The organism is Desulfacinum infernum DSM 9756 (genome assembly GCF_900129305.1).
In the GTDB taxonomy this organism is placed as follows: domain Bacteria; phylum Desulfobacterota; class Syntrophobacteria; order Syntrophobacterales; family DSM-9756; genus Desulfacinum; species Desulfacinum infernum.
This window is the reverse complement of record NZ_FQVB01000010.1, coordinates 112,278-137,277: the sequence shown is the minus strand read 5'-3', so window position 1 is coordinate 137,277 and position 25,000 is coordinate 112,278. Positions and strand designations below refer to the sequence as shown.

At 62.9% G+C, this 25,000-nt stretch carries 25 protein-coding genes; 14 read left to right on the top strand and 11 right to left on the bottom strand.

Translation table 11 applies throughout. From position 1 onward, the window contains the following. Positions 1-131: 131 nt before the first annotated feature. The 3 genes from BUB04_RS20055 to BUB04_RS06525 form a co-directional block, all read right to left on the bottom strand. Positions 132-257 (bottom strand): hypothetical protein, encoded by a 126-nt coding sequence (locus BUB04_RS20055; protein WP_281246581.1) that lies wholly within the window; start codon positions 255-257, stop codon positions 132-134. A 90-nt stretch (positions 258-347) separates the two neighbouring features. Further along, a complete protein-coding gene (locus BUB04_RS06530) occupies positions 348-542 on the bottom strand; it encodes a ferredoxin (RefSeq protein ID WP_073038088.1) in 195 nt (64 codons plus the stop codon). Between the two features lie 11 nt (positions 543-553). Beyond that, a complete protein-coding gene (locus tag BUB04_RS06525) occupies positions 554-1,129 on the bottom strand; it encodes a flavodoxin family protein (RefSeq protein ID WP_073038086.1) in 576 nt (191 codons plus the stop codon). A 250-nt stretch (positions 1,130-1,379) separates the two neighbouring features. Between BUB04_RS06525 and BUB04_RS06520 the strand changes: the two genes are divergently transcribed. The 3 genes from BUB04_RS06520 to BUB04_RS06510 all read left to right on the top strand — a co-directional run bounded on the left by BUB04_RS06520 (position 1,380) and on the right by BUB04_RS06510 (position 5,233). After that, on the top strand, positions 1,380-2,159 hold the full coding sequence (locus BUB04_RS06520; RefSeq protein ID WP_073038084.1) for an endonuclease/exonuclease/phosphatase family protein: 780 nt from the start codon (positions 1,380-1,382) through the stop codon (positions 2,157-2,159). A gap of 21 nt (positions 2,160-2,180) precedes the next feature. Continuing rightward, positions 2,181-2,993, top strand: coding sequence for a carbon-nitrogen hydrolase family protein (locus tag BUB04_RS06515; protein WP_073038082.1), 813 nt, complete (start codon positions 2,181-2,183; stop codon positions 2,991-2,993). 266 nt (positions 2,994-3,259) lie between these two features. Then, positions 3,260-5,233 (top strand): molybdopterin biosynthesis protein, encoded by a 1,974-nt coding sequence (locus BUB04_RS06510; RefSeq protein ID WP_073038080.1) that lies wholly within the window; start codon positions 3,260-3,262, stop codon positions 5,231-5,233. A 143-nt stretch (positions 5,234-5,376) separates the two neighbouring features. Here the strand turns inward: BUB04_RS06510 and murJ are convergent, their stop codons facing one another. From murJ to BUB04_RS06485, 5 genes are all read right to left on the bottom strand, one after another. After that, entirely contained in the window at positions 5,377-6,945 is a 1,569-nt protein-coding gene (gene murJ, locus BUB04_RS06505) for a murein biosynthesis integral membrane protein MurJ (protein WP_073038078.1), read from the bottom strand. 5 nt (positions 6,946-6,950) lie between these two features. Then, complete coding sequence (locus BUB04_RS06500; protein WP_073038077.1) at positions 6,951-7,799, bottom strand: beta-keto acid cleavage family enzyme; 849 nt, start codon at positions 7,797-7,799, stop codon at positions 6,951-6,953. A gap of 241 nt (positions 7,800-8,040) precedes the next feature. Continuing rightward, entirely contained in the window at positions 8,041-8,532 is a 492-nt protein-coding gene (locus BUB04_RS06495) for a universal stress protein (protein WP_073038075.1), read from the bottom strand. 56 nt (positions 8,533-8,588) lie between these two features. Further along, on the bottom strand, positions 8,589-10,652 hold the full coding sequence (locus tag BUB04_RS06490) for a TRAP transporter permease (protein ID WP_073038073.1): 2,064 nt from the start codon (positions 10,650-10,652) through the stop codon (positions 8,589-8,591). Positions 10,653-10,921: 269 nt separating this feature from the next. Further along, on the bottom strand, positions 10,922-11,908 hold the full coding sequence (locus BUB04_RS06485; protein ID WP_073038071.1) for a TAXI family TRAP transporter solute-binding subunit: 987 nt from the start codon (positions 11,906-11,908) through the stop codon (positions 10,922-10,924). A 414-nt stretch (positions 11,909-12,322) separates the two neighbouring features. Between BUB04_RS06485 and BUB04_RS06480 the strand changes: the two genes are divergently transcribed. The 4 genes from BUB04_RS06480 (at position 12,323) to BUB04_RS06465 (ending at position 15,290) form a co-directional block, all read left to right on the top strand. Next, positions 12,323-13,087 (top strand): ABC transporter substrate-binding protein, encoded by a 765-nt coding sequence (locus BUB04_RS06480; protein ID WP_073038070.1) that lies wholly within the window; start codon positions 12,323-12,325, stop codon positions 13,085-13,087. 91 nt (positions 13,088-13,178) lie between these two features. Next, positions 13,179-13,844: an amino acid ABC transporter permease gene (locus BUB04_RS06475; RefSeq protein WP_073038068.1), complete on the top strand. Its 666-nt coding sequence runs from the start codon at positions 13,179-13,181 to the stop codon at positions 13,842-13,844. A 1-nt stretch (position 13,845) separates the two neighbouring features. Next, positions 13,846-14,613 (top strand): amino acid ABC transporter ATP-binding protein, encoded by a 768-nt coding sequence (locus BUB04_RS06470; protein ID WP_073038066.1) that lies wholly within the window; start codon positions 13,846-13,848, stop codon positions 14,611-14,613. Then, on the top strand, positions 14,613-15,290 hold the full coding sequence (locus tag BUB04_RS06465) for an amino acid ABC transporter permease (RefSeq protein ID WP_073038064.1): 678 nt from the start codon (positions 14,613-14,615) through the stop codon (positions 15,288-15,290). The genes BUB04_RS06470 and BUB04_RS06465 overlap by 1 nt, the downstream gene beginning before the upstream one ends. A 76-nt stretch (positions 15,291-15,366) precedes the next feature. On the opposite strand, the gene BUB04_RS06460 is transcribed toward BUB04_RS06465, so the two are convergent. Beyond that, positions 15,367-16,716 (bottom strand): aspartate aminotransferase family protein, encoded by a 1,350-nt coding sequence (locus BUB04_RS06460; protein ID WP_084076256.1) that lies wholly within the window; start codon positions 16,714-16,716, stop codon positions 15,367-15,369. Between the two features lie 206 nt (positions 16,717-16,922). Here BUB04_RS06460 and BUB04_RS20050 point away from each other — a divergent pair, with 206 nt between their 5' ends. From BUB04_RS20050 to obgE, 4 genes are all read left to right on the top strand, one after another. Next, entirely contained in the window at positions 16,923-17,054 is a 132-nt protein-coding gene (locus tag BUB04_RS20050; RefSeq protein ID WP_281246580.1) for a hypothetical protein, read from the top strand. Between the two features lie 105 nt (positions 17,055-17,159). Next, positions 17,160-17,480: a 50S ribosomal protein L21 gene (gene rplU / locus BUB04_RS06455; protein WP_073038062.1), complete on the top strand. Its 321-nt coding sequence runs from the start codon at positions 17,160-17,162 to the stop codon at positions 17,478-17,480. A gap of 67 nt (positions 17,481-17,547) precedes the next feature. Beyond that, on the top strand, positions 17,548-17,817 hold the full coding sequence (gene rpmA, locus BUB04_RS06450; RefSeq protein WP_073038060.1) for a 50S ribosomal protein L27: 270 nt from the start codon (positions 17,548-17,550) through the stop codon (positions 17,815-17,817). Between the two features lie 82 nt (positions 17,818-17,899). Continuing rightward, positions 17,900-18,916, top strand: coding sequence for a GTPase ObgE (gene obgE, locus BUB04_RS06445; protein WP_073038058.1), 1,017 nt, complete (start codon positions 17,900-17,902; stop codon positions 18,914-18,916). Positions 18,917-19,273: 357 nt separating this feature from the next. Here obgE and BUB04_RS06440 read toward each other — a convergent pair whose 3' ends face one another. Continuing rightward, positions 19,274-20,710, bottom strand: a complete 1,437-nt coding sequence (locus tag BUB04_RS06440; protein WP_143156383.1) for a hypothetical protein — start codon at positions 20,708-20,710, stop codon at positions 19,274-19,276. An 84-nt stretch (positions 20,711-20,794) separates the two neighbouring features. Here BUB04_RS06440 and BUB04_RS06435 point away from each other — a divergent pair, with 84 nt between their 5' ends. Genes BUB04_RS06435 through BUB04_RS06425 form a run of 3 tightly spaced genes read left to right on the top strand, consistent with a single transcriptional unit; the run spans position 20,795 to position 22,984 of the window. Next, positions 20,795-21,838 (top strand): redox-regulated ATPase YchF, encoded by a 1,044-nt coding sequence (locus BUB04_RS06435; protein ID WP_073038054.1) that lies wholly within the window; start codon positions 20,795-20,797, stop codon positions 21,836-21,838. 18 nt (positions 21,839-21,856) lie between these two features. Further along, positions 21,857-22,186, top strand: coding sequence for a zinc ribbon domain-containing protein (locus BUB04_RS06430; RefSeq protein ID WP_073038052.1), 330 nt, complete (start codon positions 21,857-21,859; stop codon positions 22,184-22,186). Positions 22,187-22,240: 54 nt separating this feature from the next. Further along, positions 22,241-22,984 carry a hypothetical protein gene (locus BUB04_RS06425; RefSeq protein WP_084076255.1) on the top strand — a complete coding sequence of 248 codons (744 nt, stop codon included), beginning with the start codon at positions 22,241-22,243 and terminating at the stop codon, positions 22,982-22,984. Positions 22,985-23,444: 460 nt separating this feature from the next. Here the strand turns inward: BUB04_RS06425 and BUB04_RS06420 are convergent, their stop codons facing one another. Further along, complete coding sequence (locus BUB04_RS06420) at positions 23,445-24,527, bottom strand: 4Fe-4S dicluster-binding protein (protein WP_073038050.1); 1,083 nt, start codon at positions 24,525-24,527, stop codon at positions 23,445-23,447. Positions 24,528-25,000: the final 473 nt, after the last annotated feature.

Below are 25,000 nucleotides of genomic sequence, written 5' to 3'. Positions count from 1 at the left end.
GGTAAAACCACCAACCGGAGAGCCGTATGCGGGAGATCCGCACGTACGGTTCGGAGGGGGGAGGGACTCGGCAACGAGTCCTTCCTACCCCTATCAGGGGGACACCGGGCCCTGAAAGCCCACTATGCGCCTCACCCCTTACGCCCGTCGGACGAACCCCGGTTTTCGGCGCGAGCCAGGGCGGCGGCCGTCCAGACCGCCAGGGAACATCCCGTGAGAACCAGGGCCGAGTAGGCCAAGAAGAAAAGAGCGTTCATGATTCGCCTCCCTGCGTCGTTGATCCCGTCAAAGCCTTAATCGGACGCTTGGAGGCGAACCGTGAGAAGAAATCTGCGCCGCGGTGCCGATCATTCCGTGATGAGGATGGCTCCGTTGGGGCATTTGCGGGCCGCTTCCCGGCATTTGTCCCGCCATTGGGGCGGTACCTCCTCCATGAGCGCCACGGCCTTCTTGCTTCCTTCCTGAAACCGGAAGATCTCCGGGCATTCCTTCACGCAAATGCCGATGGTTCCGCACTTGGTCTGGTCCACCTCCACCTTCATGGAACCCTCCTTCAGGCGTGCAGTTTCTTCAGCAGCCAGGCCATGTTCCGGCCCAGGGTGCGCATGGTCTCGATCCCTTCCTTGTCGTCCTTCACGTCGCCGATGTCCCGGCCCACGCCAAGGTTCCAGTAGCTGGATCCGGGAACGATCATCTGCCCGATGAAAAAGAAGAAGTTGATGGAGTTGAACGCGTGGATGGCTCCGGCCCTCCGTACGGCCAGCACCGCGGCACCCACCTTGCGCTTCAGCAGGTCGCCGTTGGCGCGGCTCACCATCCCCGCCCTCTCGATCAGGGCCTTCATGGTAGCCGACACGTCCGAAAAGTAGGTGGGGGAGGCCAGGATGATGCCGTCGGCTTCCAGCATGAGCTGGAGATGATCGTTCAGGGCGTCCTTGTCCACGGCGCAGCGCTTGTCCTTGTTCTTGAAGCACTTGTAGCACGCGATGCAGCCCTGCAGAGGCTTCTTGGCCAGTTCCACCAGCTGGGTTTCGATCCCTTCCTTTTCCAATTCTTCCAGCACGATGTTGCACAGAATGGCGGTGTTTCCGCCCTTTCGCGAACTTCCGTTGAATGCCACCACTTTCATGAAACCAACTCCTGCCCATGGGGTTCACGATGTGCTTGACCGTCGGATTCGTCTTCCCATCATGACCCTTTCGGCCTCCCCTTTCAAGGGGGAGTCGTGAGTCGTGAGTCGTGAGTCGTGAGGGGGAGGGGCCGTCACCCATCACCCATCACCCATCACCCATCACTCGTCTTGCCACGGTCGGTCAAATTTGCGATGGTTAGGGCGCCTGAAACACGGACCCTGAAGGGACGGTAAGCGAGAAAAGCCCATGCGGATCATGACGTTCAACCTTCGGTTCGAAAACGACCGGGACGGCGAAAACAGCTGGGTCTATCGGCGGGAGCTGGTCCTGGAGGTCATCCGCCAATACCGGCCGCACATCGTGGGAACCCAGGAAGGGCGCTGGTCCATGCTCACCTACCTGGCGGAGCATCTTCCCGGCTACGTCCTGCACGCCCCGTCCCGGGTGATCGACGACACGTGCCAGTACCCCACGCTCTTCGTGTCCACGGAAGGCTATGCCGTGGAAGAGGGCGGCGAGTTCTGGCTTTCCAAGACCCCGGAGGTGCACCGGAGCAAGAACTGGGACAGCGCCTTCCCGCGCATGATGAGCTGGGCGAGGGTTCTCGAGCGCTGCACCGACCGACGGTTTTGGGTGAGCGTCACCCACTTGGACCACATGGGGGCCGAAGCCCGCGAGGAGCAGGCCAAGATCCTGGCCCGCTGGGTCCGGGAGCGTCCCGGTCCCCACGTGGTTCTGGGCGACTTCAACGACGCGCCCGGGTCCACCGTGCACCGGATCCTGATGGATCCCGCGGTGGGCCTTTCGGACACGTGGGCCCTGCTGGGAAGAACCGAAGGCCCGGATAGCCGCACCCACCACGGCTTTTCCGGTGTTCCCCAGGCGACCCGCATGGACTGGATCCTGGTGACCCGCCACTTTCGCGTGAAAGACGCCGTCATCGTCCGGGACAGCTTCCAGGGACGATACCCTTCGGACCATTTTCCCTACATGACGGACATCGATTGGGCTTCCGATGCCCCGTGAGCTGAAAAAGAGGATGCAGCGATGAAAGATACGATTCGTGTGGCCCTGATCCAACCCAAACCCTATCCGGAATTCGACGACCCCCGCAACATCGCGCACGCCATGCGCTTGCTGGAATCGTGCCGGGGCGAGCAGCTGGATGTCGTCTGCTTTCCCGAATACTTCCCGTACGTGGGAGAGGAAGAACTGTCCCGGGCGGCCCGGGACCTCAACAGCTACATCATCGCGGGCCTGGTGGAAGTGGAAGGAAACCGGGCCTACAACACGGCCACCCTCTTCGACCGCCAGGGACGGCTGCTGGGCCGGCAGCGAAAGACGAACCTGGGCGCCCTGGAACGGGATCATCTGGGCATGAGTCCCGGGGACGGATCCTTTCGGGCCTTCGCCACCGATTTCGGAAAGATCGGCATGCCGGTCTGCATCGACTTCTGGGGACAGCCGGAAGCGGCCCGGCAGCTCACGGACCAGGGAGCGGAAATCATCTTCAACATCAGCATCTTTCCCATCCTTCGCGGCCACTGGAAGACGGGCGCCCTGGTGCGCGCCTTCGACAACTTCCTGGCCGTGGTGGGCGTGAACACGGCGGACTACAACGCCAAGATCGGCGGACGGCGCTACCACCAGCGCGGCGGAGGAAGCTTCGTCATCCAGCCGCCCAAGCTCCTGGACAAGGGGGAATTCACCCGCTGGTTCCGCAGCCTGGATTCCATCGAGGACTGGGTGCAGTTTGAGCTGGACGAACTGGAGCAGGTGCACATCGCCGAGGTGTATCTGGCCAGCGTGCGCCGGTACCGAAGGGACTTCTGGAAGCGCTTCGGGTTTCAGAGGCAGTGAGAAGGAAGGGATAAAGGGATATGGGGTAAGGGGTAAGGAGTAAGGAGTGAGGGGGAGGGTGCGTGACGGCTTGCGACTTACGATTCACGGATCAAGGGGGCCATCCCCCCAGGCTCCCTGTGAAAAAGAAGAAAGATCGGCGCGCCCGGCACACAGCCCCTCACCCCTTACTCCTCACCCCTTACTCCTTACTCCTTACTCCCAACGACTGACGACTAACGGCTAACGGATCACGGATCACGGATCACGGACAACGGGAGCACGGAATGGCGCGGTTCAAGCGGACAATCTACCTGCACATGAAGACCCTGGAGGAGGCTCGGGCCGTCTGGAAGGAGGCGGTGGGGGAGTGCCGGACGGCCGTGGAGCGGATTCCCACCGATGAGGCCCTGGGCCGCGTGACGGCCGAACCGGTGACGGCCCGGCTTTCCGTTCCCCACTACCACGGCGCCGCCATGGACGGGTTTGCCGTGAAGGCTTCGGACACCTTCGGGGCCAGCGACGTGCGGCCTCTTCGCCTGGAAGTGGGCCGCCGGGCCTTTCCCGTGGACACGGGCGATCCCATGCCGGAAGGAACCGATGCGGTCGTCATGATCGAACATGCGGAAAAGGTGGACGATTCCACCATCGAAATCCGCCAGGCGGCCTTTCCCTGGCAGCATGTGCGAAAGGTGGGGGAAGACATCGTGGCAGGCGAGCTCCTGCTGCCCCAGCAGCACCGCCTTCGCCCGGCGGACCTGGGAGCCATGCTGGCCGCGGGCGTTCCGGACGTGCCCGTCTATTCCCTTCCCCGGGTGTGGATCCAGCCCACCGGAACGGAGCTGGTGCCCGCACGCGAGGCCGCCCGGGCCCAGCCGGGCCAGATCGTGGAATTCAACGGAACGGTCATCGCGTCCCTGGTTCGGGAAAACGGCGGCGTGCCCATGCTCCAGGACGTGGTCCCCGACGACTACGAGAGCCTTTTGGACGCCGTGCGCCGCGCGGCCGCGTGCCCGGCCCATGTGATCGTCCTGAACGCGGGATCCTCGGCGGGTTCCGAAGACTACACCGTCTCGCTTCTGAAGGAACTGGGAACCCTCCTGGTCCACGGAGTGGCCATGATGCCGGGAAAGCCCGTGCTGCTGGGCCTCATCGGATCCAAGCCCTTCATCGGCCTTCCGGGCTATCCCGTTTCGGCCATCATGGCCTTCGAACAGTTCGTGCGCCCGCTGCTCCACTGGATGCAGGGCCTGCCCGATCCCGCCGATCCCACGGTGGAAGCGGTTCTCGGGCGCAAGATGCCGTCCAAGCTGGGCCTGGAGGAATTCGTCCGGGTGATCCTGGGCCGGGTGCAGGGGCGCCTGGTGGCCATGCCGCTCCAGCGCGGTGCCGGGGTGATCACGTCGCTCACCCGGGCCGACGCCCTGCTTCGGATTCCCCAGGACGTGGAAGGGATCAACGAAGGCGAGCCCGTCCGGGTGCGGCTCCTACGATCCGAAGACGCCCTGGAACACACCCTCATCATGATCGGAAGCCACGACAACACGGTGGACGTGCTGGCGAGCGAACTCAAGAGCCGGGACGCGCGCCTGCATCTGTCGTCCAGCAACGTGGGAAGCCTGGGAGGACTGCTGGCCGTGCGACGCGGCCAGGCCCACTTCGCCGGTTCCCACCTGCTGGATCCCGAAACGGGCCAATACAACCGCCGGTACGTGGAACGGTACCTCAAGGGAACGCCCGTGCGCCTGGTGCGCCTCACCCGGCGCCGCCAGGGGTTTCTGGTGGCGCCCGGAAATCCTAAGAAGATCCGCGGCATCGAAGATCTGTTCCGGGACGATGTGCGCTTCGTGAACCGCCAGGCGGGCTCCGGCACCCGGATCCTCCTGGACTACGAGCTGGAACGGGCGGGCCGAACCCCCGACGGGATTATTGGCTATGACTGGGAGGAATACACCCACATGGCGGTGGCCGTGAACGTGCTGAGCGGAACGGCCGACTGCGGCATGGCCATCTACGCGGCCGCCAAGGCCCTGGGCCTGGATTTCATCCCCGTGTGCGAGGAATGCTACGATCTCATCATCCCCGAAGCGTGCTGGGACGACCCCAAGATCCGGCTCCTGTTGGAAGTGATCCGCTCGGATCGGTTCCGGCAAAGGGTGGAGGCCCTGGGCGGCTACGATCCGTCGGAATCGGGAACCGTGGCGGGCGTGTGGGACGGAACGACGTGGCGTGAGTCGCGAGTCGTGAGTCGTGAGTCGTGAGGGGCAGGGGATGAGGTTGCGCTATCCGGGCAGTCCCTGATCGGCTGTCCATCCTTAGGCGTCCATCGTCCGGCGCTGTCCCTCAGCGGCTTTCGCCCCTCGCTCCTCACCCCCTTTTACCTTTCGCCTTTTACCTTTTCCCTTTAGCCTTTCCCCTTGTCCCTTTCTCCCCGAAACCGCCGGAGGAAAGGATCCAGCAGGTCGGGCAGGGTGCGTTGGGCGACGAGCAGGAAGGCGGCGGAAAAGAGAAGGCCCGAAAGGGCGAGCTGCAAAAAAGCCGTGAGATACGGGGCGTGGGGGCCCCACCGGAGCGGAACGTAATGCCCGAAGGCCGCGGGAACCAAGGCCGCGGCCGTGACCAGCGCCACCCGCAGGGCGTCCCGGCCCAGCCCGCGGAAGGCGTCGGGACCCAGCCGGTGCCGCCACCAGCCCGACAAAATCCCCGTGTAGAGAACAAGAGAGGCCGCGCTGGCCAGCGCCACGCCTTGGGCTCCCCATAGCCGGGATCCCAGGAAGTAGAGCGGCAGCGCGGCGGCGGTGGCAAGAGTGCCCACCACGGCCGGAGTCACCGTGTCCTGCCTTGCGTAGTAGCCCCTTCCCACGATCTGCTGAAAGCCCCAGCAGAAGACCACCGCCAGGAAGACCCGAAGCGCCCAGGCGGTCTGGGCCGTGTCCGCCGCCGAAAACCGCCCCTGCTGAAAGATGAGGGTGATGGCGGGGGCGGCCGCGAGCATCATCCACGCCGAGATGGGCACCAGCACCACCAGGGTGTTCCGGAGGGCGCTGTTGAGGGTTTCAAAAAACCGGTGGTTGTCGCCTCGGGCGAAGAGCTCGGCCAGGAAGGGATAGGACGCCACGCCGGCGGCCTGGGCCACCACGCCCACGGGAACGAACATGATCCGGCGGGCGTAGTTGAGCCAGCTGATGGCCCCCGTTTCCGCCATGGACCCGAAGATGCGGATGAATTGCTCGTCCAGCACCACCACCGACTGGCCCACCATGAGCGGCAGGGCCAGGAGGAGAAAACGCTTGAGGGAGGGATGGAGGGGCGTCCAGGACAGGCGAAGCCCTCCCCCGAAACGCACCGCCAGGCAGGGGAGCAGAAAGTTACCCACGAAGGCCCCCGCCAGCACCCCCCAGCAGAAGCCTTCCATGCCGGATCGACGCATCCAGATACCGCCCGCGATGATGGCTCCGTTGTAGATGAGAGGGCTCAGGGCGGGCACATGGAACTGCTTTCTCAGGTAGCACACGGCGCTGAAGCAGGCGCCCAGCAGGAAAAAGATCTGGGCGGGAAGGATGATGCGAAGAAAGAGAGCCAGCCGTTCCAGGGCCGGCTGGCTCAACCCGGGTGCCGCCCACCGGGAAAGTTCCGGAGCCCACACCATGGCGGCGGCCGTGACGCCCGTGATGGCCGCGGCCACCCAAAAGAGCACGGCCGAGAAGAACCGCCAGCCGTCCTCTTCGTCCGTGCTGAACTTTTCCGCCAGCAGGGGAATCAGGGTGATGGAAAAGTAGCCGCCCGCCAGAAGATAATTGATGAAGTCCGGAATGACGAAGGCGGCGAAATAGACGTCGGATTCCAGGGTCGCCCCGAAATAGTAGGAGATGACCTTGTCGCGGGCCAGGCCCATGAAGCGCGACAATAGGACGCTCCCTCCCAGAAGGGCGGCGGCCCAACCCATCTGCTGACGCCGGTTCCAGAAGGACATGGGCTTCAGTCGATCCGGCTCAGGATGCGGTCCTTCTTGGCCGGATCCAGATTCAGGATGCGGCGCGCTTCATCGGGGCTCGCGATCTCGCGGCCCACTTCCCGGGCGATCCGAACCACCTTTTCCACCAGCCCCGCGTTGGTGGCCGGCGAACCGTCGGGCAGGGTCAGGTTGTCTTCCAGGCCTACCCGCACGTGCCCGCCCATGACGATGGCCGCCGTGGCCAGCGGAATCTCCGCCTTGGCGATCCCGGCCACGGACCAAGTGGATCCCGGCGGGATGCTTTCGGAAAGAAAGAGCAGGTTCTTGACCGATCCGGGCATGGATCCGGGTGCTCCCAGGACGAAGTCGAAGTGCAGGGGCGGCTCGATGAGCCCCTTCTTCTGGAGGTAAAGGGCGTTGTTGATCATGCCGGTCTCAAAGACTTCGATCTCCGGCTTCACGCCCGTTTCCTTGAAGACTCCGGCCAGGAACTGAATGAACTGGGGGGAGTTTTCATAGACGATGCCCGGCAGGTTGTTGGACCCGGTGGTAAAGGAAGCCATTTCCGGGAGGAGCCGCACCGGGTTGGCCCGGGCTTCCCAGTCCTTTCCGGCCCGGGCTCCGGTGGAAAGCTGGATGATCACATCCGGCGCCACCTCCTTGATCGCCCGTACGTTTTCCTTGAACCGCTCGATGTCCAGGGTGGGCTTGCCGCTTTCGTCCCGGGCGTGCACATGGAAGAGCACGGCCCCCGCATCGGCGCATCGGCGCACGTCCCGGGCGATCTCTTCCGCCGTGATGGGAACGTTCGGGTTCATTTCCTTGGTGGGCACGTTGCCCGTGAGAGCCACTGTGATGATGAGTTTTTCCATGACCGTCTTCCGTGATCCGTAATCCGTGATCCGTAATCCGTAATCCGTGATCCGTAAATCGTGAATCGTGAATCGTGAAGTCGTGAATTGTTGGGCGTAAGGAGCGTGTCGTAGGGGTAAAGGGGTATGGGGCAGGGGGAGGGTGGCCCGTCGGGGATCCTCTTCCTTTTCCAAAGGACGGCCGGGGCGTTACTTTCCCCTTACTCCTTACTCCTTACTCCTTACCCCTTACTCCTCACTCCTAACTCCTCACCCGCCTAACGCCCAAGGGGGTGCCGCGCCGGTCCCGGCAGGACACCACGGTGACCGGGGAGTGCCGGAAGATCTTTTCCGCCACGGACCCCACCAGCACGTGGGGCAGGTTGCTCCGGCCCTTGGTGCCGATCACCACCAGGTCCACATCTTCCTCGCGGATCACCTTCATTAGTTCATCGAAGGGATGGCCGACCCGGAAGATGGACTTGACCCGTTCCCGGGGCAGGTCCATGGGGGCCAGCATCCTTTTCAATTCCGCGATCCGCTCCTCCTCGATTCCCTCGATGTAACTATCCGCATGAACGCTGTAGCCCAACGATTCGATGGAGGTGACCGCTTCCACGTCCCGCACGTTGATCACATTGGCGATCACCAGCCTGGCATCAAATTTCTTAACCAAATCGCACGCCATCTGCAACGTGTCCGCGCAATGGTCGGAAAAGCAGATGGCGGCAAGGATTTTCCGGAGTTCTCCCATGGTCGCTTTCCTCTTTCCTCCATATCGCCCCACAGCCTACGGCGAGGGGCCTCGCCTCAAGCGGGAACGACGTCGCGCTTCGCCCGGGGTCGCTGGATCAAGTACACAAGCGCGAAGATGGCAAGCCCCGCCAGATACATCCAGTAGCGCTGGTCCATGGGAACACCCACCCAGCCGGCCACGGCGTCGGGACGCATCATGATGAGCGTGACGGCCAGGAACAGGGGCACTTCGTACAACCGGTTCCGGGTGATGAACCAGCCCTGGGTGGCCGAGGCGAAGGCGAAGTTGCCGATACACGCCATGGCGAAGATGAGGAGTCCCTGGCTCCAGCTGTTGATCCCGTGCAGGATCAGGTCGTGGTTGAAGATGAACATGAACGGCAGGATGGCCGTTCGGATGTCGTACATGAACCCCTGAATGCCCGTGGGGATGGGTTCCGATCGGGCGATGGCCGCGGCGGCGTAGGCGGCCAGGCCCACCGGCGGGGTGTCGTCGGCCAGGATGCCGAAAAAGAAGCAGAAGAGGTGGGCGGCCATGAGCGGCACTTCGAAGCCGTAGTAGCCGCCGACCGTGACGATGACCGGCGCCGTGAGGGACGCCATGACGATGTAGGTGGCCGTGGTGGGAAGTCCCATGCCGATGATGAGACTGGCCACGGCCGTGATGATGAGCAGCACATAGATGTTTCCGCCCGAAAGCTGATCCACGATCTGGTTGATGAGCCCTCCCAGGCCCATGGCCACCACGCCCACGATGATCCCGGCGGCGGCCGTGGCCATGGCCACGCTCACCATGTTGCGGGCGCCCGCGGCCAGGGACGAAAAAATATCCACAATGCCCTGCTTGAAGGCGGGGCCCAGGGGTTCCTTGTCCAGGTAGGCTCGGACCGGCCGCTGGAAGAGCATGACCAGGGCCATGACCCAGATGGCGTTGAAGGCCGCCGCTTCCGGAGAATGCCGGAGCACCACCAGTTCATAGAGAAGCATGAGAAGGGGAATGATGTAGTGGAGGCCGCTCACGAGGGTGCGGAAAAAGGGCGGCAACTCTTCCCGGGGAAGGCCTCGCAGGCCCAGCTTGGACGCTTCAATGTGGGTGATGTAGAGGAGCGCGGCGTAGGAGGCGAAGGCCGGTACGGCCGCCGCTTTCACCACGTCGATGTAAGGCACGTTCACGTATTCGGCGATGATGAAGGCCGCCGCTCCCATGATGGGGGGAGCCAGCTGGCCGTCTGTGCTGGCCGCCACCTCGATGGCCGCTGCCTTCCGGGGCGGGTAGCCCACGCGCTTCATGAGCGGGATGGTGAAGGTCCCGGTGGTCACGATATTGGCGATGCTGGAGCCTGATACGAGCCCCGTGAGCCCGCTTGCCAGGACCGCCGCCTTGGCCGGGCCGCCCTTGAACCCCCCCAAAAGACTCAGGGCCAGCTGAATGAAGAAACGGCCCGCCCCCGCCTTTTCCAACATGGCGCCGAAAAGGACGAAAAGAAAGACGATGGTGGCCGACACGTCCAGCGGGATGCCGTAGATGCCTTCCGTGGACATGGTCATCTGGCCGACGAACCGGTTGAGCGACACACCCTTGAAGGCAATCACGTCGGGCATGTACGGTCCGAAGAAGGCGTAGAAGGTGAAAACCAGGGCGATGACGGAAAGGGCGGGACCGATGACGCGCCGGGACGCTTCCAACAGAAGGATGAACAGGGTGAAGCCGGCCACGATGTCCCGGGGGATGGGCGCTCCGTAGCGGCTGGTGATGCCCTGGTAGTCGATGACGACGTAGAGGGCCGCGAGGGCCGCCGCAATGCCCAGCACCCAGTCGATCAGCGGGATACGGTCGGTGGCGCTCAGGAACCGGAGGTCGAACCGGGGCTTGCGGAACATGGGGATGCTCAAATAGACGATGAGCAGGCCAAAGGCCAGGTGGATGGCCCGAATGTACCAGGTATCCAGGATAAGCCAGCTGGCGATGGAGAGCTGGAAAAGGGACCAGCACACGCCGATGACGGGGACGGCCCATTTGGAGAGTCCCTTCTTGGGCAATCGACCGATGCCCGCTTCTTCCTGGGCCAGTTTCTTGGCGACGTCCAGTCCTTGGTCTTTGTCCGTGGGATGGGTCATGGAAATTCCTTCACACCTAAACTGAGCGATTTTTTCTTCGGGTGTCTCTTACACCGCGTGATTAGCGGGCGGGGATAAACCCCGCCCCTACCAATGGGTCCGTGCGTTCTGGTAGGGGCGGGCTTTACGCCCGCCCTTGAGGACCTGTCCATGTCAAAGAATCGTGCAATTCAGGTCACACTCATGCAACTCGTTGGGAACGGATGGGATCGTCCGGGAGCAAAAAAAGAGGTGACGGGACGGCCCCGCCACCTCCCGATCTCACGCCATTACTTCATCAGGCCCACTTCCTTGTAGTACTTCAGCGCGCCGGGATGGAACGGGGCGCTCAGGCCTTCCAGCATGTTCTCCCTGGTGAGCACCGAGTAGGCCGGATGAAGCTTCTTGAACTCTTCCAGATTGTCGAAAACTTCCTTCACGATGGCATAGACCACGTCCTCCGGCACCTTGGCGGATGTTACGAAGGTGGCCTTCACGCCCACCGTCTGAATGTCCTCCGTGCCGGTATCAGGATAAAACTCAATGGGAATCACGGCTTTCGCGTAGTAGGGATACTTCTTCAGAAGATTGTCCACTTCGGGGCCCGTGATGGGTACGATTCGAACCTTGCGCCTGCCGGCCGCCGCTTCCTTGATGGCCCCGCTGGGATGGCCCACCGTGTAGAAGAAGGCGTCGATCCGGCCGTCCTGAAGCAAGCTCGGGGCTTCCGCCGCCTTCACCTGCTCGGCCTGAAGATCCTTTTCCCAGTCGATGCCGAAGGCTTCCAGAACATCGATGGAGTTCTGGCGCTGGCCGGAGCCGGGATTGCCGATGTTGACCCGCTTGCCCTTCAGGTCCTGGACGGACTTGATGCCCGCATCTTCCGCCGCCACCAGGGTGATGGCTTCCGGATGGATGCTGAAAACGGCCCGCAGATCCTGCTGAGGTCCCTTGTCCTGCCATTCGGCTTCGCCCTTGATGGCCTGGTACTGGCGGTCGGACTGGGCGATGCCGAATTCCAGGTCCCCGGCCAGCACGGCGTTGATGTTGAACACCGAGCCGCCCGTGGATTCCACCGTGCAGCGGATGCCGTACTGATCGCGCTTGTTGTTGACGATCTTGCAGATGGCGCCGCCCGTGGGGTAGTAGACGCCCGTGATGCCGCCCGTTCCGATGGTGACGAACGTGGTCTTGGCCTGGACCGGAACCACCGCGCCGCCCAGAATGAGCGCGCCGGCACACACCATGATGGTTGCCAAAAGAAGAGCTCGCCTCATGTCCAACCTCCTTGTGTCTTGTTTGTGGTTCATGCCGCTGAAAATCCTCACATCCTCGGCGGGTTTCGCCTGTCTTTGGGCTCCCTCCTTTCTTTGGAACGTTTGAAGTGGATGGAATCAAAAAGCGAAATCGAGAACCGCATCGGCGCTCCGTCCATGAGCGAAGCACCGGCGGACGCCAATGGGCGCATATGTGTGTTGCAAAGGCGGCCCAGGCCGCAGCCTTGGGCAATGCAACGGCGGCGATGAATGACCCCGTACCGCGAAGGTCCTGTAAGTAGTTAGCAAAAAGTCGGAATGGATGCAATGGGTTGCCTGCCCATTTCCCTTGATCGCCGTCGGGTCTTCTGTTATCACAGGGCGCACTCGGAAACGCGAGACACTCGAACACCAACCCTTTTGGAGGAGCCTTCCATGAACAGACGCGTTGCCATTGCAGTCCTGAGCCTTTGTCTTCTGGGTGTTTCCATGTGGAGTGCCGGTCCGGTCCTTGCCGAAGAAAAGGTCTATGTGAACGGCATCGATGCCAACTATCCTCCGTTCACCTTCATCGACGCCTCCGGAAAGCCCGACGGACTGGACATCAAGGCGGTGGAATGGATCGCCAAGGAGATGGGCTTCAAGGTGCGCCATCAGCCCACGGACTGGGCCGCCATCATCCCCACGCTCCAGGCCAAGAAGATCGACTTCATCGCATCCGGCATGAGCGTCACGCCGGAGCGCCAGGAAAAGGTGGACTTCACCATCCCGTACCACAAGACGGTCATGGTGCTGGTGGCCCGCAAGGATTCCACGCTCACCGTGGAAGAGGCCATGGCGGAAGGCCGCAAGATGGGCGTGCAGCGGGGGACCTCGGAAGCCAAGTGGATCGAGGACAACCTGCTGAAGGAGGGTAAGAAGTTCGAGCTGCGCCATTACGATTCCGCTCCTCTGGCCATGGAAGACATCGTGAATGGCCGCCTGGACACCGCGGCGGTCTCGCTGACGTCCGCCCAGGAAGCCATGGAAAAGGGACTTCCGCTGAAGGTTCTGGGACCCTACGGCCAACCGGACGACATCACGGCCTATGCGGTGCGAAAGGGGGACACGGAGCTCTTGAACCTGCTCAACGAAGGTCTCAAGCGCCTCATGGCCACCCCCTACTGGGAAGAGCTGAAGCAGAAATACGGCGTGAAGTAGCGCGATCGTCGTCAAAAGCAACCGTTTACCATCAGAAGGGGGCGCACCGACCCGCGTGCGCCCCTTCCCTGTGTTTGGACAAGGCCTATCCATGAGCACACCCTTCAGCGTACTCCAGCAGAGCCTTCCCTACCTGCTTCAGGGCGTCTGGGTGACGCTGGTGGTGGTGCTGGGTTCCCTTTCCCTGGGTCTTCTCGTGGGCCTTCCCCTGGCGGTGGGCCAGGTCTACGGCCCCAGGCCGCTCAAGCGGATCATCGGGCTCTACGTGTGGTTCTTTCGCGGCATTCCGCTCCTGGTGCTCCTCTTCCTCTTCTACTTCGGCCTCTTTCCTTTCCTTCACCTGGACTTTTCGGCCTTCACCGTGGCCATCATCGTGCTGGGCTCCATCAGCTCCGCCTACCAGTCCCAGATCCTGCGCGGAGCCATCCTGTCCATCCCGGAAGGGCAGATGAAGGCCGCCCGGGCCATCGGCATGAGCGACGCCCAGGCCATCGTGCACATCATCCTGCCCCAGGCCCTGCGGCTCGCCATCCCCGGTTGGTCCAACGAGTATTCGGTCCTCTTGAAGGATTCGGCGGTGACCTACGCCCTGGGCGTGGCGGAACTCATGGCCCGGGCTCACCACGTGGCGTCCCGCACCTACCAGCACCTGGTGCTCTACCTGTGTGCCGGTTTCATCTTCATGATCCTCACCTTTCTGGGAACCCGGGCCCTGAACGCCCTGCACCGGAAGGTGAAGCTGAAAGGTTATTCGTAGGATGACGACGGCAACCGATTCGGCCCCTGTCCTCACGGTGGAGGGGATCCGGAAATCCTTCGGAAACAAGGAGATTTTGGGCGGCGTGGATCTTTCGATCCGCAGGGGGGAGATCAAGGTGCTGATCGGCCCCTCGGGAGCGGGAAAGAGCACGCTGCTTCAGAGCATCAACTTTCTGGTCATGCCCGACGCCGGGCGGATCTGCCTGGAAGGCCGCCCCGTGGATCCGTCCGATCGCAAGGGCCTGTGCCTCTACCGTCAGCAGGTGGGCATGATCTTCCAGGAATTCAACCTGTTCGACCACCTGACGGCTCTCGGAAACGTGGAAATCGGGCTGGTTCGCGTCAAGAAGATGAAAAGATCCCAGGCCCGGGAGCGGGCCATGGCCGAACTGGAGAGGGTGGGCCTGGGGGTGCATGCCCACAAGTACCCGGCCGAGCTTTCCGGAGGTCAGAAGCAGCGGGTTTCCATCGCCCGAGCCCTGGCGCTGGACCCCAAGGTGATGCTTTTGGACGAGCCCACGTCGGCCTTGGATCCGGAGCTCATCGGTGAGGTTCACGCGGTGATCCGGGACCTGGGAGCCGCCGGGATGACCATGATCATGGCCACGCACCAGATCGGGTTCGCGCGGGCTCTGGCGGATGAAATCATCTTCATGGAAAACGGCGTCGTCATCGAGCAGGGGCCACCCGACAAGATCCTGGACGACGCCGACTGCGAAAGGACCCGGGAGTTCTGCACCAAGATCACGGAGCTGGGCGGGCGCTGATGACCGGGGAGCTGGGATTCATCGTCAACGATCTGATGCCGGCGCTGATGCGCGGCCTGTGGATGAGCATCCGCCTCATCGTGCCGTCGGCCGTGCTGGGCTTTTTTCTGGGAGTCCTGGCGGGATCGTGCCGGGTGTACGGAGTGCGGGCGCTGCGCTGGCCCGCCGACCTGTACGTGGCCCTCTTTCGGGGCTTCCCCCTCCTGGTGCAGCTCTACATCTGGTACTTCGGCCTGCCTCGCATCGGCATCTACCTCAGCCCCTACGTGGCGTCCGTGGTGGGGTTTTCCCTGTGCAGCGGGGCCTATCATTCCGAATACATCCGGGGTGCGCTGCTTTCCATCAAGAAGGGGCAGCTGCAGGCGGCTCAGGCCGTCGGCATGACGCGGCTTCAGACCATTCTTTACGTGATCCTTCCCCAGGCGGTGCGCCGGGCCCTTCCCGGATGCGGCAACGAGATCATCTACCTCATCAAGTATTCCAGTCTGGCCTACATGGTCACCTGCATCGAACTCACCGGCGAGGGCAAGATCATCGCTTCGGCCACCTTCAAGTACACGGAAGTCTTCGCCGTGGTGGGGGTCATCTACCTGGCCCTGGTGAGTGTGGCCTCCTGGGCGCTGGGAAAGATCGAGGACCGGCTCACCATCCCCGGCTTCGAATACCATCGCGCCTGAGCCGGGGCAAAGCTCCAGGGGAAAGGGGTCACAGGGCGCAACCCCGCGCCCCGCTTACCCCTTACCCCATACCCCTCTAATCCTCCAATCCTTCTTCCACCGCTTGGATGGCTTCGCCCAGGATGCGCACCAGGTCGTCGATCTGGGATTCGGTGATCACAAACGGCGGGGCCAGGAGGATGTGGTCGCCGTGGATGCCGTCCGCACCGCCGGAACCCGGATAGGTGATGAGTCCTCTCCGGAAGGCCTCCTGGGCCACCCGGGCGTTGATCTTGAGAGATGGATCGAAGGTGGCCTTGGTTTTTTTGTCTCGGACCAGCTCCACGCCGGCGAAGAGGCCGAGACCCCGCACGTCGCCCACCGTGGGATGTTCCAGGAGTACCTGGAGCTTTTCCAGCAGCACCTTCCCCATCCTTTCGGACCGGGCCACCAGGTTCTGTTCTTCCAGGTAGCGAAGAACCGCGGCGCCGATGGCCGCCGAAAGCGGGTTCTGGCAGTAGGTGTGGCCGTGGACGAAGGCGCCCGAGCCGCTCCGGATGGCGTCGTGGATCTCCTCCTTCACGATCACGGCACCCAAGGGCGTGTAGCCGGAACTGAGTCCCTTGGCGGTCACGATCACGTCCGGCACTACTTTCCAGTGGTCCAGGCAGAAGTTTTGGCCCGTGCGGCCCACGCCGGTCATGACCTCATCGGCGATGAGCTTCACTTGGTAGGCGTTGCAGATCTCCCGAATCCTCTGCCAGTAGCCGTCCCGGGGAACCAGGGCTCCGGCCGTGGCCCCCACCACGGGTTCCGCGATGAAGGCCGCCACGGCGTCCGGGCCTTCGTACTTGATGGTGCGTTCCAGCTGGTCGGCACATTCCAGGGAACAGGCTTCCGGCTCCCGGCCGAAGGGGCAGCGGTAGCAGTAGGCGGGTTCGATGTGCGGCGTGTGAAGAAAAAGAGGGTGGTAGTGCTTGCGGCGTCCCGTGTGGCCGCCCAGGGCCAGGGCGCCCGTGGTGTTTCCATGAAAGCTGGTCCAGCGGCTGATCACCTTGTACTTGTCGGGTTTTCCCACTTCCCTCCAGTATTGGCGGACCACCTTGACGGCCGTTTCCACCGCTTCCGAGCCTCCGGAAAGGAAATAGACGCGGTTGAGGGCCGGATCGGGGGCCATGCGAACCAGCCGCTCGGCGCATTCCAGGGCCGCCTCGCTGGTGAAATGGCTCCCGTGGGCAAAGCAGATGCGTCGGGCCTGCTCCTTCATCGCCTCCAGGATCTCGGGCACCCCGTGGCCGATGCTCACCACGCAGGCGCCGCCGGACCCGTCGATGTAGCGCTTTCCGTTCTTGTCCCAGATGTAGACGCCCTCCCCTCGGTCCACCACGGGATAGGTCTTTTTCAGGTTTCGGTAAAAGATGTGGTCTTTCATGTGGCCGGCAGGCATGTCGATCCCCTTTCCGATTCGGCGTTTTACAAGGCAAAACGAGAAGCGGCCGACGAGGTCGGCTTGTCTAGGGCTGTTTATGACAAGCGGAGCCCTTTGTGAAGTGAGAAACGGCCCGTCGGTTTTTCCCTTTATTAAGGCCTTGACACGACTTCCAGGCCCCATTTATAAAGCAGTGTTGCGTCACTTCTGGAGGAGGCCGAGCCATGCAACTGCGGAGCCCGTGTCTGGATTGTGACAAGGTGGACCAGGACAAGAACAAGTGCCTGGAAAACTGCGACAGGCTCAAACAGTTTCAGGAGATGATCGCCAAGCAGGGGATTTACGCTCGTGTGTGAGAGGATCCCTCGACGCACACACCCCGGGCGGCCCGAGGCCGCTTTTTTTGTGGGACGTCGGGTGGCGGGCCGGGAAGACATAGAAAAGGGCGGAGGATGAAATCCATGTACGCAATCGTTGAATCGGGTGGCAAGCAGTACAAGGCCGAGCCGGGTGCCGTGCTCAAACTGGAAAAACTGGCGGGGGAACCCGGCGACGAGATCCTTCTGGATCAGGTGCTCCTGGTGGCCGACGGGGAGCAGGTCCAGGTGGGACGGCCTGTGCTGGAAGACAAGGTGGTTCGAGCCCGCATCGTGGAGCAGGGCCGGCACAAGAAGGTCGTCATCTTCAAGTACAAGCGGCGCAAGGACTACCAGAAAAAGCAGGGGCATCGGCAGGATTACACGGCGGTCCGCATCGAGGGCATTGAAGACCGGACGGCCTAAAGCGAACTCGGCATTCTTTGCAGAAAAGGCTTCAGGTTGCGCGAGGGCCTGAAGGGGAGGTCACGGCATGGCACATAAAAAGGCAGGCGGCAGTTCCCGCAACGGCCGCGACAGTGCAGGACAGAGGCGGGGCGTGAAGAAGTACGGCGGCGAATTCGTCCGCGCCGGAAACATCCTGGTGCGCCAGTTGGGCACCAAGTTTCATCCCGGACGGAATGTGGGCATGGGCAAGGACTACACCCTGTTCGCCCTGATCGACGGCGTGGTGGCTTTCGAACACAAGGACAAGACCCGCAAGCAGATCAGCGTCTATCCCATCCCGACCCAGGCCCAGTAGGCCGGTCGCACGTCCGGAAAAAAACTCGAAAAATCTTTTGCAACGGGGGAGGTTCACTCCCCCGTTGCTATTTGGAAAAGCCATGCGTTTCATCGACGAAGCCAGGATTCAGGTGGAAGCGGGCCGCGGCGGCAACGGCTGTGTGAGCTTCCGGCGGGAAAAATACGTGCCGAGGGGAGGCCCCGACGGAGGCGACGGCGGCAAGGGGGGAGACGTGGTCCTGGAGGCCACGGAGCGGAAGCAGACCTTGCTCGATTTCCGCTATCGGCGCCTCTACCGGGCCGAACGGGGTCGCCACGGCATGGGCAAGGCCATGCACGGCCGCGGCGGCAAGGATCTGGTTCTTTTGGTTCCCGTCGGAACCCTTGTGAAGGACGTGGAAACGGGCGAGGTTCTCGCGGACCTGAACCGTCCGGGAATGCGCTGGGTGGCGGCCCGCGGGGGCCGCGGAGGGCGGGGCAACGCGCGGTTCGTCACGGCCACCCGACAGGCGCCCCGGTATGCGGAAGAAGGGGAAGAGGGCGAAAGCCGGGAGCTTCTGCTGGAGCTGAAGCTGCTGGCCGATGTGGGCCTGGTGGGCCTTCCCAATGCGGGAAAGTCCACTCTCATTGCGGCCGTGTCCGCCGCGCGCCCCAAGATCGCCGACTACCCCTTCACCACCCTGGTTCCCAACCTGGGCGTGGTGCAGCACGGCGATGCCCCGCCGTTCGTCATGGCCGACATCCCCGGCCTCATCGAGGGCGCCCATGAAGGGGCGGGCCTGGGGATCCGGTTCCTCAAGCATATCGAGCGCACCAAGGTGCTGGTCCACCTGGTGGATGCCGCGGCCGTGGCCCCGGACGATCCGCTGGCGCCGTACCGAACCATCGAAAAGGAACTGGAAAGCTATTCGGATGCTCTGGGGGAAAAGGCCCGCATCGTGGCGCTCAACAAGATGGACCTGGTGACGGACGAGGCGCACCGGCAGCGCCTCCTGGCCGCCTACCGGGAGACGGGTCACCCCGTGGTGGCCGTGAGCGCCCTGGCACGCCGGGGCCTTTCGGATCTGCTCAACGCCCTGGTGCGGTTGTTGAGTGAGGAAGTGAAGGGTGAGGAGTAAGGAGTAAGGTGTGAGGCGGGTGAGGAGGGAGGGGTAAGGGGTAAGCAACTCCCCGGCCGTCCTTTGGAAAAGGACGAGGATCCCCGACGGGGCAACCTCCCCCTACCCCATATCCCATAGCGCTTTACCCCTACGACCCAATCCTTTCGCCCACCACTTCACGATTCACGGCTCACGGATTACGGATTACGGATTACGGTGGAAAACCATTGAGCCCCCCTGTGTCGCAGTGGTGCTGCCCTTTAGGGCTGCGGCTTTTCACGGTTGTGGCTGATCCGTTCTTGTAGGGGCGGGCTTTATGCCCGCCCGTCGGGACCGCGCACCGGGAGGGAATCGGTCGGCCCATAGTGCGAGTGCTTATTCGCCGCAGAGCGGGATGACGGAAACGGGGCGCGTCAGGTGCCGGCGCAACCGGTCGGCTTCTTCCTTTGTGGGCACGATGGCGAACCAGTCGTCGGGGGAAAGCCCGCCGAGGTCCAGGTCTCCCATCAGGCGCCATTCCCGCTCGATTTTCCACGATCTTTCCGGCGGGTCGTGGACCTGAAACCGGTACCGGTCGCGTTCCCGCAACGTTTCATAATGACCGGGATGGGCATAGATCGCCGGGCGAACGCCCAGAGCCTTCAGGGCCGGGCGACGGACGGCGATGCCGTAGGGTTCGAAGGTCCAGCGGATGAGTCCCGGGTGCCACCGCGTGATCCGAGCCAGCTCGCCGGGCGGGACCGCCGTCCAGGAAACCACGCAATGACCGCCTCTTATGAGCCGTGAGCTCCCGCGGAGGCGCCCTTCCCGGAGAATGCGAAGAAGCGTATCCAGGGCCGTGTGGTCGGCCCAGGGGGCGTCCTCCAGGAGGTCCCGGGCCCACTCGCAAACGCTTTGTCCCGGCCACGGCCCCGGTCGGGATCGGGTGTAATGGTAAAGGTGGTCGTCCCAGGGGAGATCCGCCGCCGGGTGGGAAGGGATCGCCGGCGGAGAGGCCCTTTCAGGGGGCTCGGGGCGGGAAGAGGCACCGGCTTGGTAGCGGTCCCGAATGCAATGGGGAAATTCCGATTGCAGCGCCGCGCCTCCGCCCGAAGCCGCATCCTCTCTTGCGGGCATCCAAAGTTCCGCCGGCCGGGGCCTCAGACGAAGCTCATCCCTCAGGGCCTGCTCCAGGGTGCCTCCCCGGCGGATTTCCAGAAGCACCCACTGGTCGGCCAAGGCCGCCAGCAGCCGATCCCGGCACTGCATGGCCCGGGCCGGAGGGCAGACAGATCGGCCGGGAAGGCAGCTGAGCAGGGCCCGGGGCGGGCGGTCCGGCCCATAGGCCCGGTAGGCCTCCCGGAAGGAAAGGGATCGGTGGGGCGGGGCCACCACGATGCATGGTTTCTCCAGGGAGAGGGCATGGCAGGTCACCAGGTCGTAGGTGGGCGTACCGAAGCTGCCGAGCCAGACGCCCGGTCGGTTTTCATGGTGGGCCAGAGCGTTTCGTAAGGCCCGGACCCAGGGGGCCGCTCTGGGTGTTGATCTCGTCTTTCGGGAATTGAAGACCGCCCGGTACGGCCGGGGCCCTTCCGGGGGAAGCCCGCAATAGAAAAGAAAGGACGGGCAGGCCGAAAGGGGATGTTCCCGAGGCCACCGGCAGACGAGGAGACCCACGTCGGCATCGGGCGCTTCGGGCGCGCAGTGGGATTTCCTGGTCGCTTCCCGCCAAAGGAGCCGAAGCTCTCGGTGAAGCTCCGGGCCGCTCCTACCCCTTCGGCAAGAGAGGTGCAGGGCCTTTTCCAGGAAAATCCCGCCCCACATCGGATCCATGGGTGCTAAAATGGGCCTGCATTCCATGATGGGATTAGAAACGGGAAAAAGCAGCGAATCAAGAACGGATCGGGGAGGTTTCCCATGAAACTCGGCATCGTCGGCCTCAACCGAGCCGGCAAGACCACCATCTTCAACGCACTGACCCGAAGAACCGGGGAGGCGGTGCCCACGGGAGGCCAGGCGGCGCCCGCCCTGGGCGCCGTGTCCGTTCCCGACGCCCGGCTGGAATGGCTCAACGACCTCTACCAGCCCAAGAAGAAGACCCCGGCCCAGGTGACCTACCTGGATCTTCAGGGAATGCCGGGAGCGGCCGACCAGAAAAAGGAATACATGGCGCTCCTTCTCACCCACATGCGCCCCGTGGCGGCCTTCCTCATGGTGGTGCGAAACTTCCACGATCCCGTCATGGGAGCGCCCGACCCGGCCGGGGACGTCCGCACCCTGGAGGAGGAATTCATCCTGGCGGATCTGGCCACGGTGGAAAAGCGCCTGGAGCGGATCGCCGCCGAAAGGGGCAAGGGACGCAAGGTGTCCGAGACGGAAACGGCTCTTCTGGAACGATGCGCCGAACTTCTCAACGCCGAAAGGCCCCTCCGGGATGACCCGGAACTGGCAGCCGCCCCCGAGCTCCGGGGCTACACCTTTCTGTCGGCCAAGCCCGTCCTGGTGGTGATCAACAACGACGATGACGACGAGGCCATGCCGGCCCTGCCGGAAGGAAGCCCCGAGGCCATGGTGATCCGGGGACGGCTGGAAATGGAGATGGCTCAGTTGAGCGAAGAGGACGCGGTGATCTTCCGTGAGGACTACGGGATCGCCGAGTCGGCTCTGGATCGGGTCATTCGCCGGTCCTTCCGGCTGCTGGGCCTCGGCACCTTCTTCACCGTCGGGGACGACGAGGTGAAGGCCTGGACCATTCCCGTGGGGATTCCGGCCGTGGAGGCCGCGGGGGTGATCCACAGCGACATGCAGAAGGGGTTCATCCGGGCGGAGGTGGTGGCCTACGACGATCTGAAACGCTGCGGGGACTATGCAGCCGCCCGCAAGCAGGGCCTTGTGCGGCTGGAAGGGCGTGATTATCCGGTAAGGGACGGAGACATCATCCACTTCCGATTCAATGTGTAGCGGGAGGGTACGCAAGCCATGTTCTTCTTCATCGGCGGTGTGCAGCCCAAGACCAAGGTTTTGGACGAAACGCCCCGCCTGTGCCCGGCCTGCGGGCTCGCCCAGGCGCGGCTCAAGCGCATCGACCATTATCTCAGCCTCTTTTTTATCCCGCTCTTTCCGGTCAAGAAGGGGGAACCCCTTCTCATGTGCGACCGGTGCGGTCACATGGCCGTGCCCGAGGAAGCCTGGGGGACAACCGCGGCGCCCCAGCCCCGGGAATTTCCCAGAGTGCCCCGGTGCGGTCAATGCGGGCGGGAGCTGGAACCCTCTTTTGCGTATTGCCCTTATTGCGGAAGCAAGGTATAAGCGGCTGGCCTGCACCGGCAGGCCCAATCTCGGATTTTACGGCAGGTGGAGCGAATGAGCAGCAAAACGAAAACGAGAAACAACGTCATCGCCTTCCCCACGGTGGCACAGCCGAACATCGACCGGATCTTCGACCGGTTCCTGAGGGAGCAGCGAGAGCGTCTGAAGCCTCGAACCTATCAGCGATACGAAGAGGTCATCACCCTCTTTCAAACGTCTTTGAACCTATACGGTTATCAGGAACTTCCGACGGCGGGGGAAAACACCCTGTACCGGCGCCTGGCGGATTACAAGGATCAGACCTTTTGCGCCATCTTCGGTCCGGAAAAGATCCCGTCGGGGGTGAGCACCTTCCTCACCTACTTCATGATTCGAAAGGTGATGGCGTCCGAGTCGCTTTTGCGGGCGGCCGGGACCGTCACCAAGAAGCTCATGAAGTGGCTGGTGGAAAACGACTACGCGTCCAAGGAAGAGGCCCGGAAGGCCATGGAACTGGCGTCCGAGGCGTCCAAGGAGCTGCCGGCGGCGGAGCGGCTGGCGCGGCTCCTCTACGACTTCGCCCAGACCCATCCGCCGCGCACCTGGACGGACGAGGTGGACGATTACTTCGTGGTGGAGGAGGTCAAGCCGGGTGTTCTGATCCTGTCCGCCCTGACCACGGAAGAGGGACCTTTTGAGGTTCGGGTTCCCCGGATCATTTCCGATCATTGCAAGGTGGGCTGGCAGATCAACCTGCTGCTGGGCGAAACCCGAACGGGCTGGCGCATCCTGGAATCCGGAAACGTCTATCCCCTGTGAGGGGGCGCGTCCCGGCGTGAACCAAATCAAAAAGCCCCGCGGCGCGTGGTGCCGCGGGGCTTTTTGTCTATGTCCTGAATTGGACGGTTCTTTCTCATGGACAGGTCCTGAAGGGCGGGCGTAAAGCCCGCCCCTACAAAAAGCCCCGGACCCATTGGGTAGGGGCGGGGTTTATCCCCGCCCGCTAATCACGCGGTGTAAGAGACACCCGAAGAAAAAATCGCTCAGATTAGGTATGTGAAAGGGATGACCGCTTTTCTCGTAGCGCAGCCCTTTGGGGCTGCGGGAAAACCCCCGAACGCCCGATAATCCAACAGGTTCTGGGCCCGCCATCTCATTGGTTCACGGCGATCCTCTTCCGCGGGGCTAAAGCCCCGCGGCTACGAAGACAACGGAAATTCACCGGTCGTTTGGGCCGGAGTGCCTTCTTGGACAAGCTCCCGGGTCCGCTGCCTGCTTGTCAGGACGAGCGCTGCAGGCCCGCCATGCGCTCCATGGCGATCATCTTGTAAGTCTCCAGCGGATGGGCGGGCGGAATCCGCTTCTCCTCTTCCGTCTTTTCCCGAAGCGTGATGGCTTCCTGCGGGCAGGAGGGGACGCACACGCCGCAGCCGATGCACCGAGCCGCGTTCACCTGAGCCAGGTCGTCTTCCATGGCGATGGCGTCCATCTGGCACCGGTCCACGCAGGTTTCGCATCCGATGCATTCGTCGCGGTCGATTTCCGCAAAGTAGTTGCTCATGACCACCTTGGCCGGTTCGGGGATGCGCTTCAGATTCTTGAGGATCTGGCAGCAGCAGCCGCAGCACAGGCAGATGTTCATGATCTTCTGGGCATTGGAAGGCTGGAGCACCAGGGCGTGCTCTTCGGCCAGTTCCAGGATCTTCAACGCCTCTTCCTTGTCGATGGGCCGCCCCAGCCCGTTGTCCTCGTAATACTGAGCGCCGCTTCCGAACACCAGGCACGTCTCCAGAGGACGGTCGCAGCCCTTGCCCACCATGTTGTGTTCCTTGCGGCAGATGCACGGAGCCACCACGATCTTTTCCTGCTCCTCGATCAGCTTGCGGGCTTCCTCGTACGGCATCACGTGCTGTTCCGGCGTGACCGACTTGGGAAGCGGGATGGTTCGAAGCTGAGGCGTCCTCAGCTGCAGGGCGTGCTGGAAGAAGGCCGGGATGTACTCGTTCATGAGCCGGATGAGCTCTTCATCCAGCGAGTTCACGTGGTATTCCCAGATGCCCACCAGGAACTGGGCGGCCATGTAACGCACCTGATCGCCTTTTCGCAACCGAAAGATGAGGCCCTTCTTGGCCATTTCCTCCAGCTTGGGGCCCAACTCCTCGGGGGGCATGCCCGCCCGGGCCGCCACCTCTTCCACCGCCTCGGGCTTCATGGTGAGTTTGGTCGCCAGCTCGGCTTCCTCGGGGGTGAAGAGCTTTTCCAGGATCTTCATCTCCACGCCGGACGACGTTCGGGGGAACCCGGCGGGGAGCCGATCCAGATGGGTGGCCAACGCTTCGTAGACCTGCTTGTGATCCGTCATGGTGCCTCCTTGTGTTGAGCGGAAACGGAGCCTCGAGGGCCTGAAAGTCTCGCACGCACTTTACTTGCACGCAAGCAAATAGCCGTTCCCTCTTTTCCCTGTCAAGTTTTTTTGGTGTCCGGCGGGCGGGCAGGACTCTTTCCCACCTGAATTGGACGATTCTTTCTCATGGACAGGTTCTGAAGGGCGGGCGTAAAGCCCGCCCCTAGTGCGCCTGGGAGCAGGCGTGATCAGAGAGGTGAAAGTCCTCTTCCGGGAGATGCCCGCTCCCGGTAGTCGAAGGTAACTGCGTCGCCGTGAGGCGGGGTGGGAAGCAACCGGAGACGAACACACAGTCCGCAGGATGACGAACGCGATTCGGCCTTACGACTCGACGAGTCTCCTAGGGAAGGACGAAGTCCAGACCGTGTCAAAGCGGCAAGGTATGGTCGAGATACTGTGGCACTCGCAGACGAAAGGGCGAGAAACGGAGA

Coding starts and splice junctions, on each gene's coding strand:
- BUB04_RS06460 (WP_084076256.1), bottom strand. CDS start 16,716: ATGCCTGCCGGCCACATGAAAGACCACATCTTTTACCGAAACCTGAAA.
- BUB04_RS06420 (WP_073038050.1), bottom strand. CDS start 24,527: ATGACGGATCACAAGCAGGTCTACGAAGCGTTGGCCACCCATCTGGAT.
- BUB04_RS06465 (WP_073038064.1), top strand. CDS start 14,613: ATGACCGGGGAGCTGGGATTCATCGTCAACGATCTGATGCCGGCGCTG.
- BUB04_RS06500 (WP_073038077.1), bottom strand. CDS start 7,799: ATGGAAAAACTCATCATCACAGTGGCTCTCACGGGCAACGTGCCCACC.
- BUB04_RS06480 (WP_073038070.1), top strand. CDS start 12,323: ATGAACAGACGCGTTGCCATTGCAGTCCTGAGCCTTTGTCTTCTGGGT.
- BUB04_RS06510 (WP_073038080.1), top strand. CDS start 3,260: ATGGCGCGGTTCAAGCGGACAATCTACCTGCACATGAAGACCCTGGAG.
- BUB04_RS20050 (WP_281246580.1), top strand. CDS start 16,923: ATGCAACTGCGGAGCCCGTGTCTGGATTGTGACAAGGTGGACCAGGAC.
- BUB04_RS06435 (WP_073038054.1), top strand. CDS start 20,795: ATGAAACTCGGCATCGTCGGCCTCAACCGAGCCGGCAAGACCACCATC.
- BUB04_RS06490 (WP_073038073.1), bottom strand. CDS start 10,652: ATGACCCATCCCACGGACAAAGACCAAGGACTGGACGTCGCCAAGAAA.
- BUB04_RS06485 (WP_073038071.1), bottom strand. CDS start 11,908: ATGAGGCGAGCTCTTCTTTTGGCAACCATCATGGTGTGTGCCGGCGCG.
- obgE (WP_073038058.1), top strand. CDS start 17,900: ATGCGTTTCATCGACGAAGCCAGGATTCAGGTGGAAGCGGGCCGCGGC.
- BUB04_RS06440 (WP_143156383.1), bottom strand. CDS start 20,710: ATGGATCCGATGTGGGGCGGGATTTTCCTGGAAAAGGCCCTGCACCTC.
- murJ (WP_073038078.1), bottom strand. CDS start 6,945: ATGTCCTTCTGGAACCGGCGTCAGCAGATGGGTTGGGCCGCCGCCCTT.
- BUB04_RS06430 (WP_073038052.1), top strand. CDS start 21,857: ATGTTCTTCTTCATCGGCGGTGTGCAGCCCAAGACCAAGGTTTTGGAC.
- BUB04_RS06495 (WP_073038075.1), bottom strand. CDS start 8,532: ATGGGAGAACTCCGGAAAATCCTTGCCGCCATCTGCTTTTCCGACCAT.
- BUB04_RS06515 (WP_073038082.1), top strand. CDS start 2,181: ATGAAAGATACGATTCGTGTGGCCCTGATCCAACCCAAACCCTATCCG.
- rplU (WP_073038062.1), top strand. CDS start 17,160: ATGTACGCAATCGTTGAATCGGGTGGCAAGCAGTACAAGGCCGAGCCG.
- BUB04_RS06525 (WP_073038086.1), bottom strand. CDS start 1,129: ATGAAAGTGGTGGCATTCAACGGAAGTTCGCGAAAGGGCGGAAACACC.
- BUB04_RS20055 (WP_281246581.1), bottom strand. CDS start 257: ATGAACGCTCTTTTCTTCTTGGCCTACTCGGCCCTGGTTCTCACGGGA.
- BUB04_RS06470 (WP_073038066.1), top strand. CDS start 13,846: ATGACGACGGCAACCGATTCGGCCCCTGTCCTCACGGTGGAGGGGATC.
- BUB04_RS06530 (WP_073038088.1), bottom strand. CDS start 542: ATGAAGGTGGAGGTGGACCAGACCAAGTGCGGAACCATCGGCATTTGC.
- rpmA (WP_073038060.1), top strand. CDS start 17,548: ATGGCACATAAAAAGGCAGGCGGCAGTTCCCGCAACGGCCGCGACAGT.
- BUB04_RS06475 (WP_073038068.1), top strand. CDS start 13,179: ATGAGCACACCCTTCAGCGTACTCCAGCAGAGCCTTCCCTACCTGCTT.
- BUB04_RS06520 (WP_073038084.1), top strand. CDS start 1,380: ATGCGGATCATGACGTTCAACCTTCGGTTCGAAAACGACCGGGACGGC.
- BUB04_RS06425 (WP_084076255.1), top strand. CDS start 22,241: ATGAGCAGCAAAACGAAAACGAGAAACAACGTCATCGCCTTCCCCACG.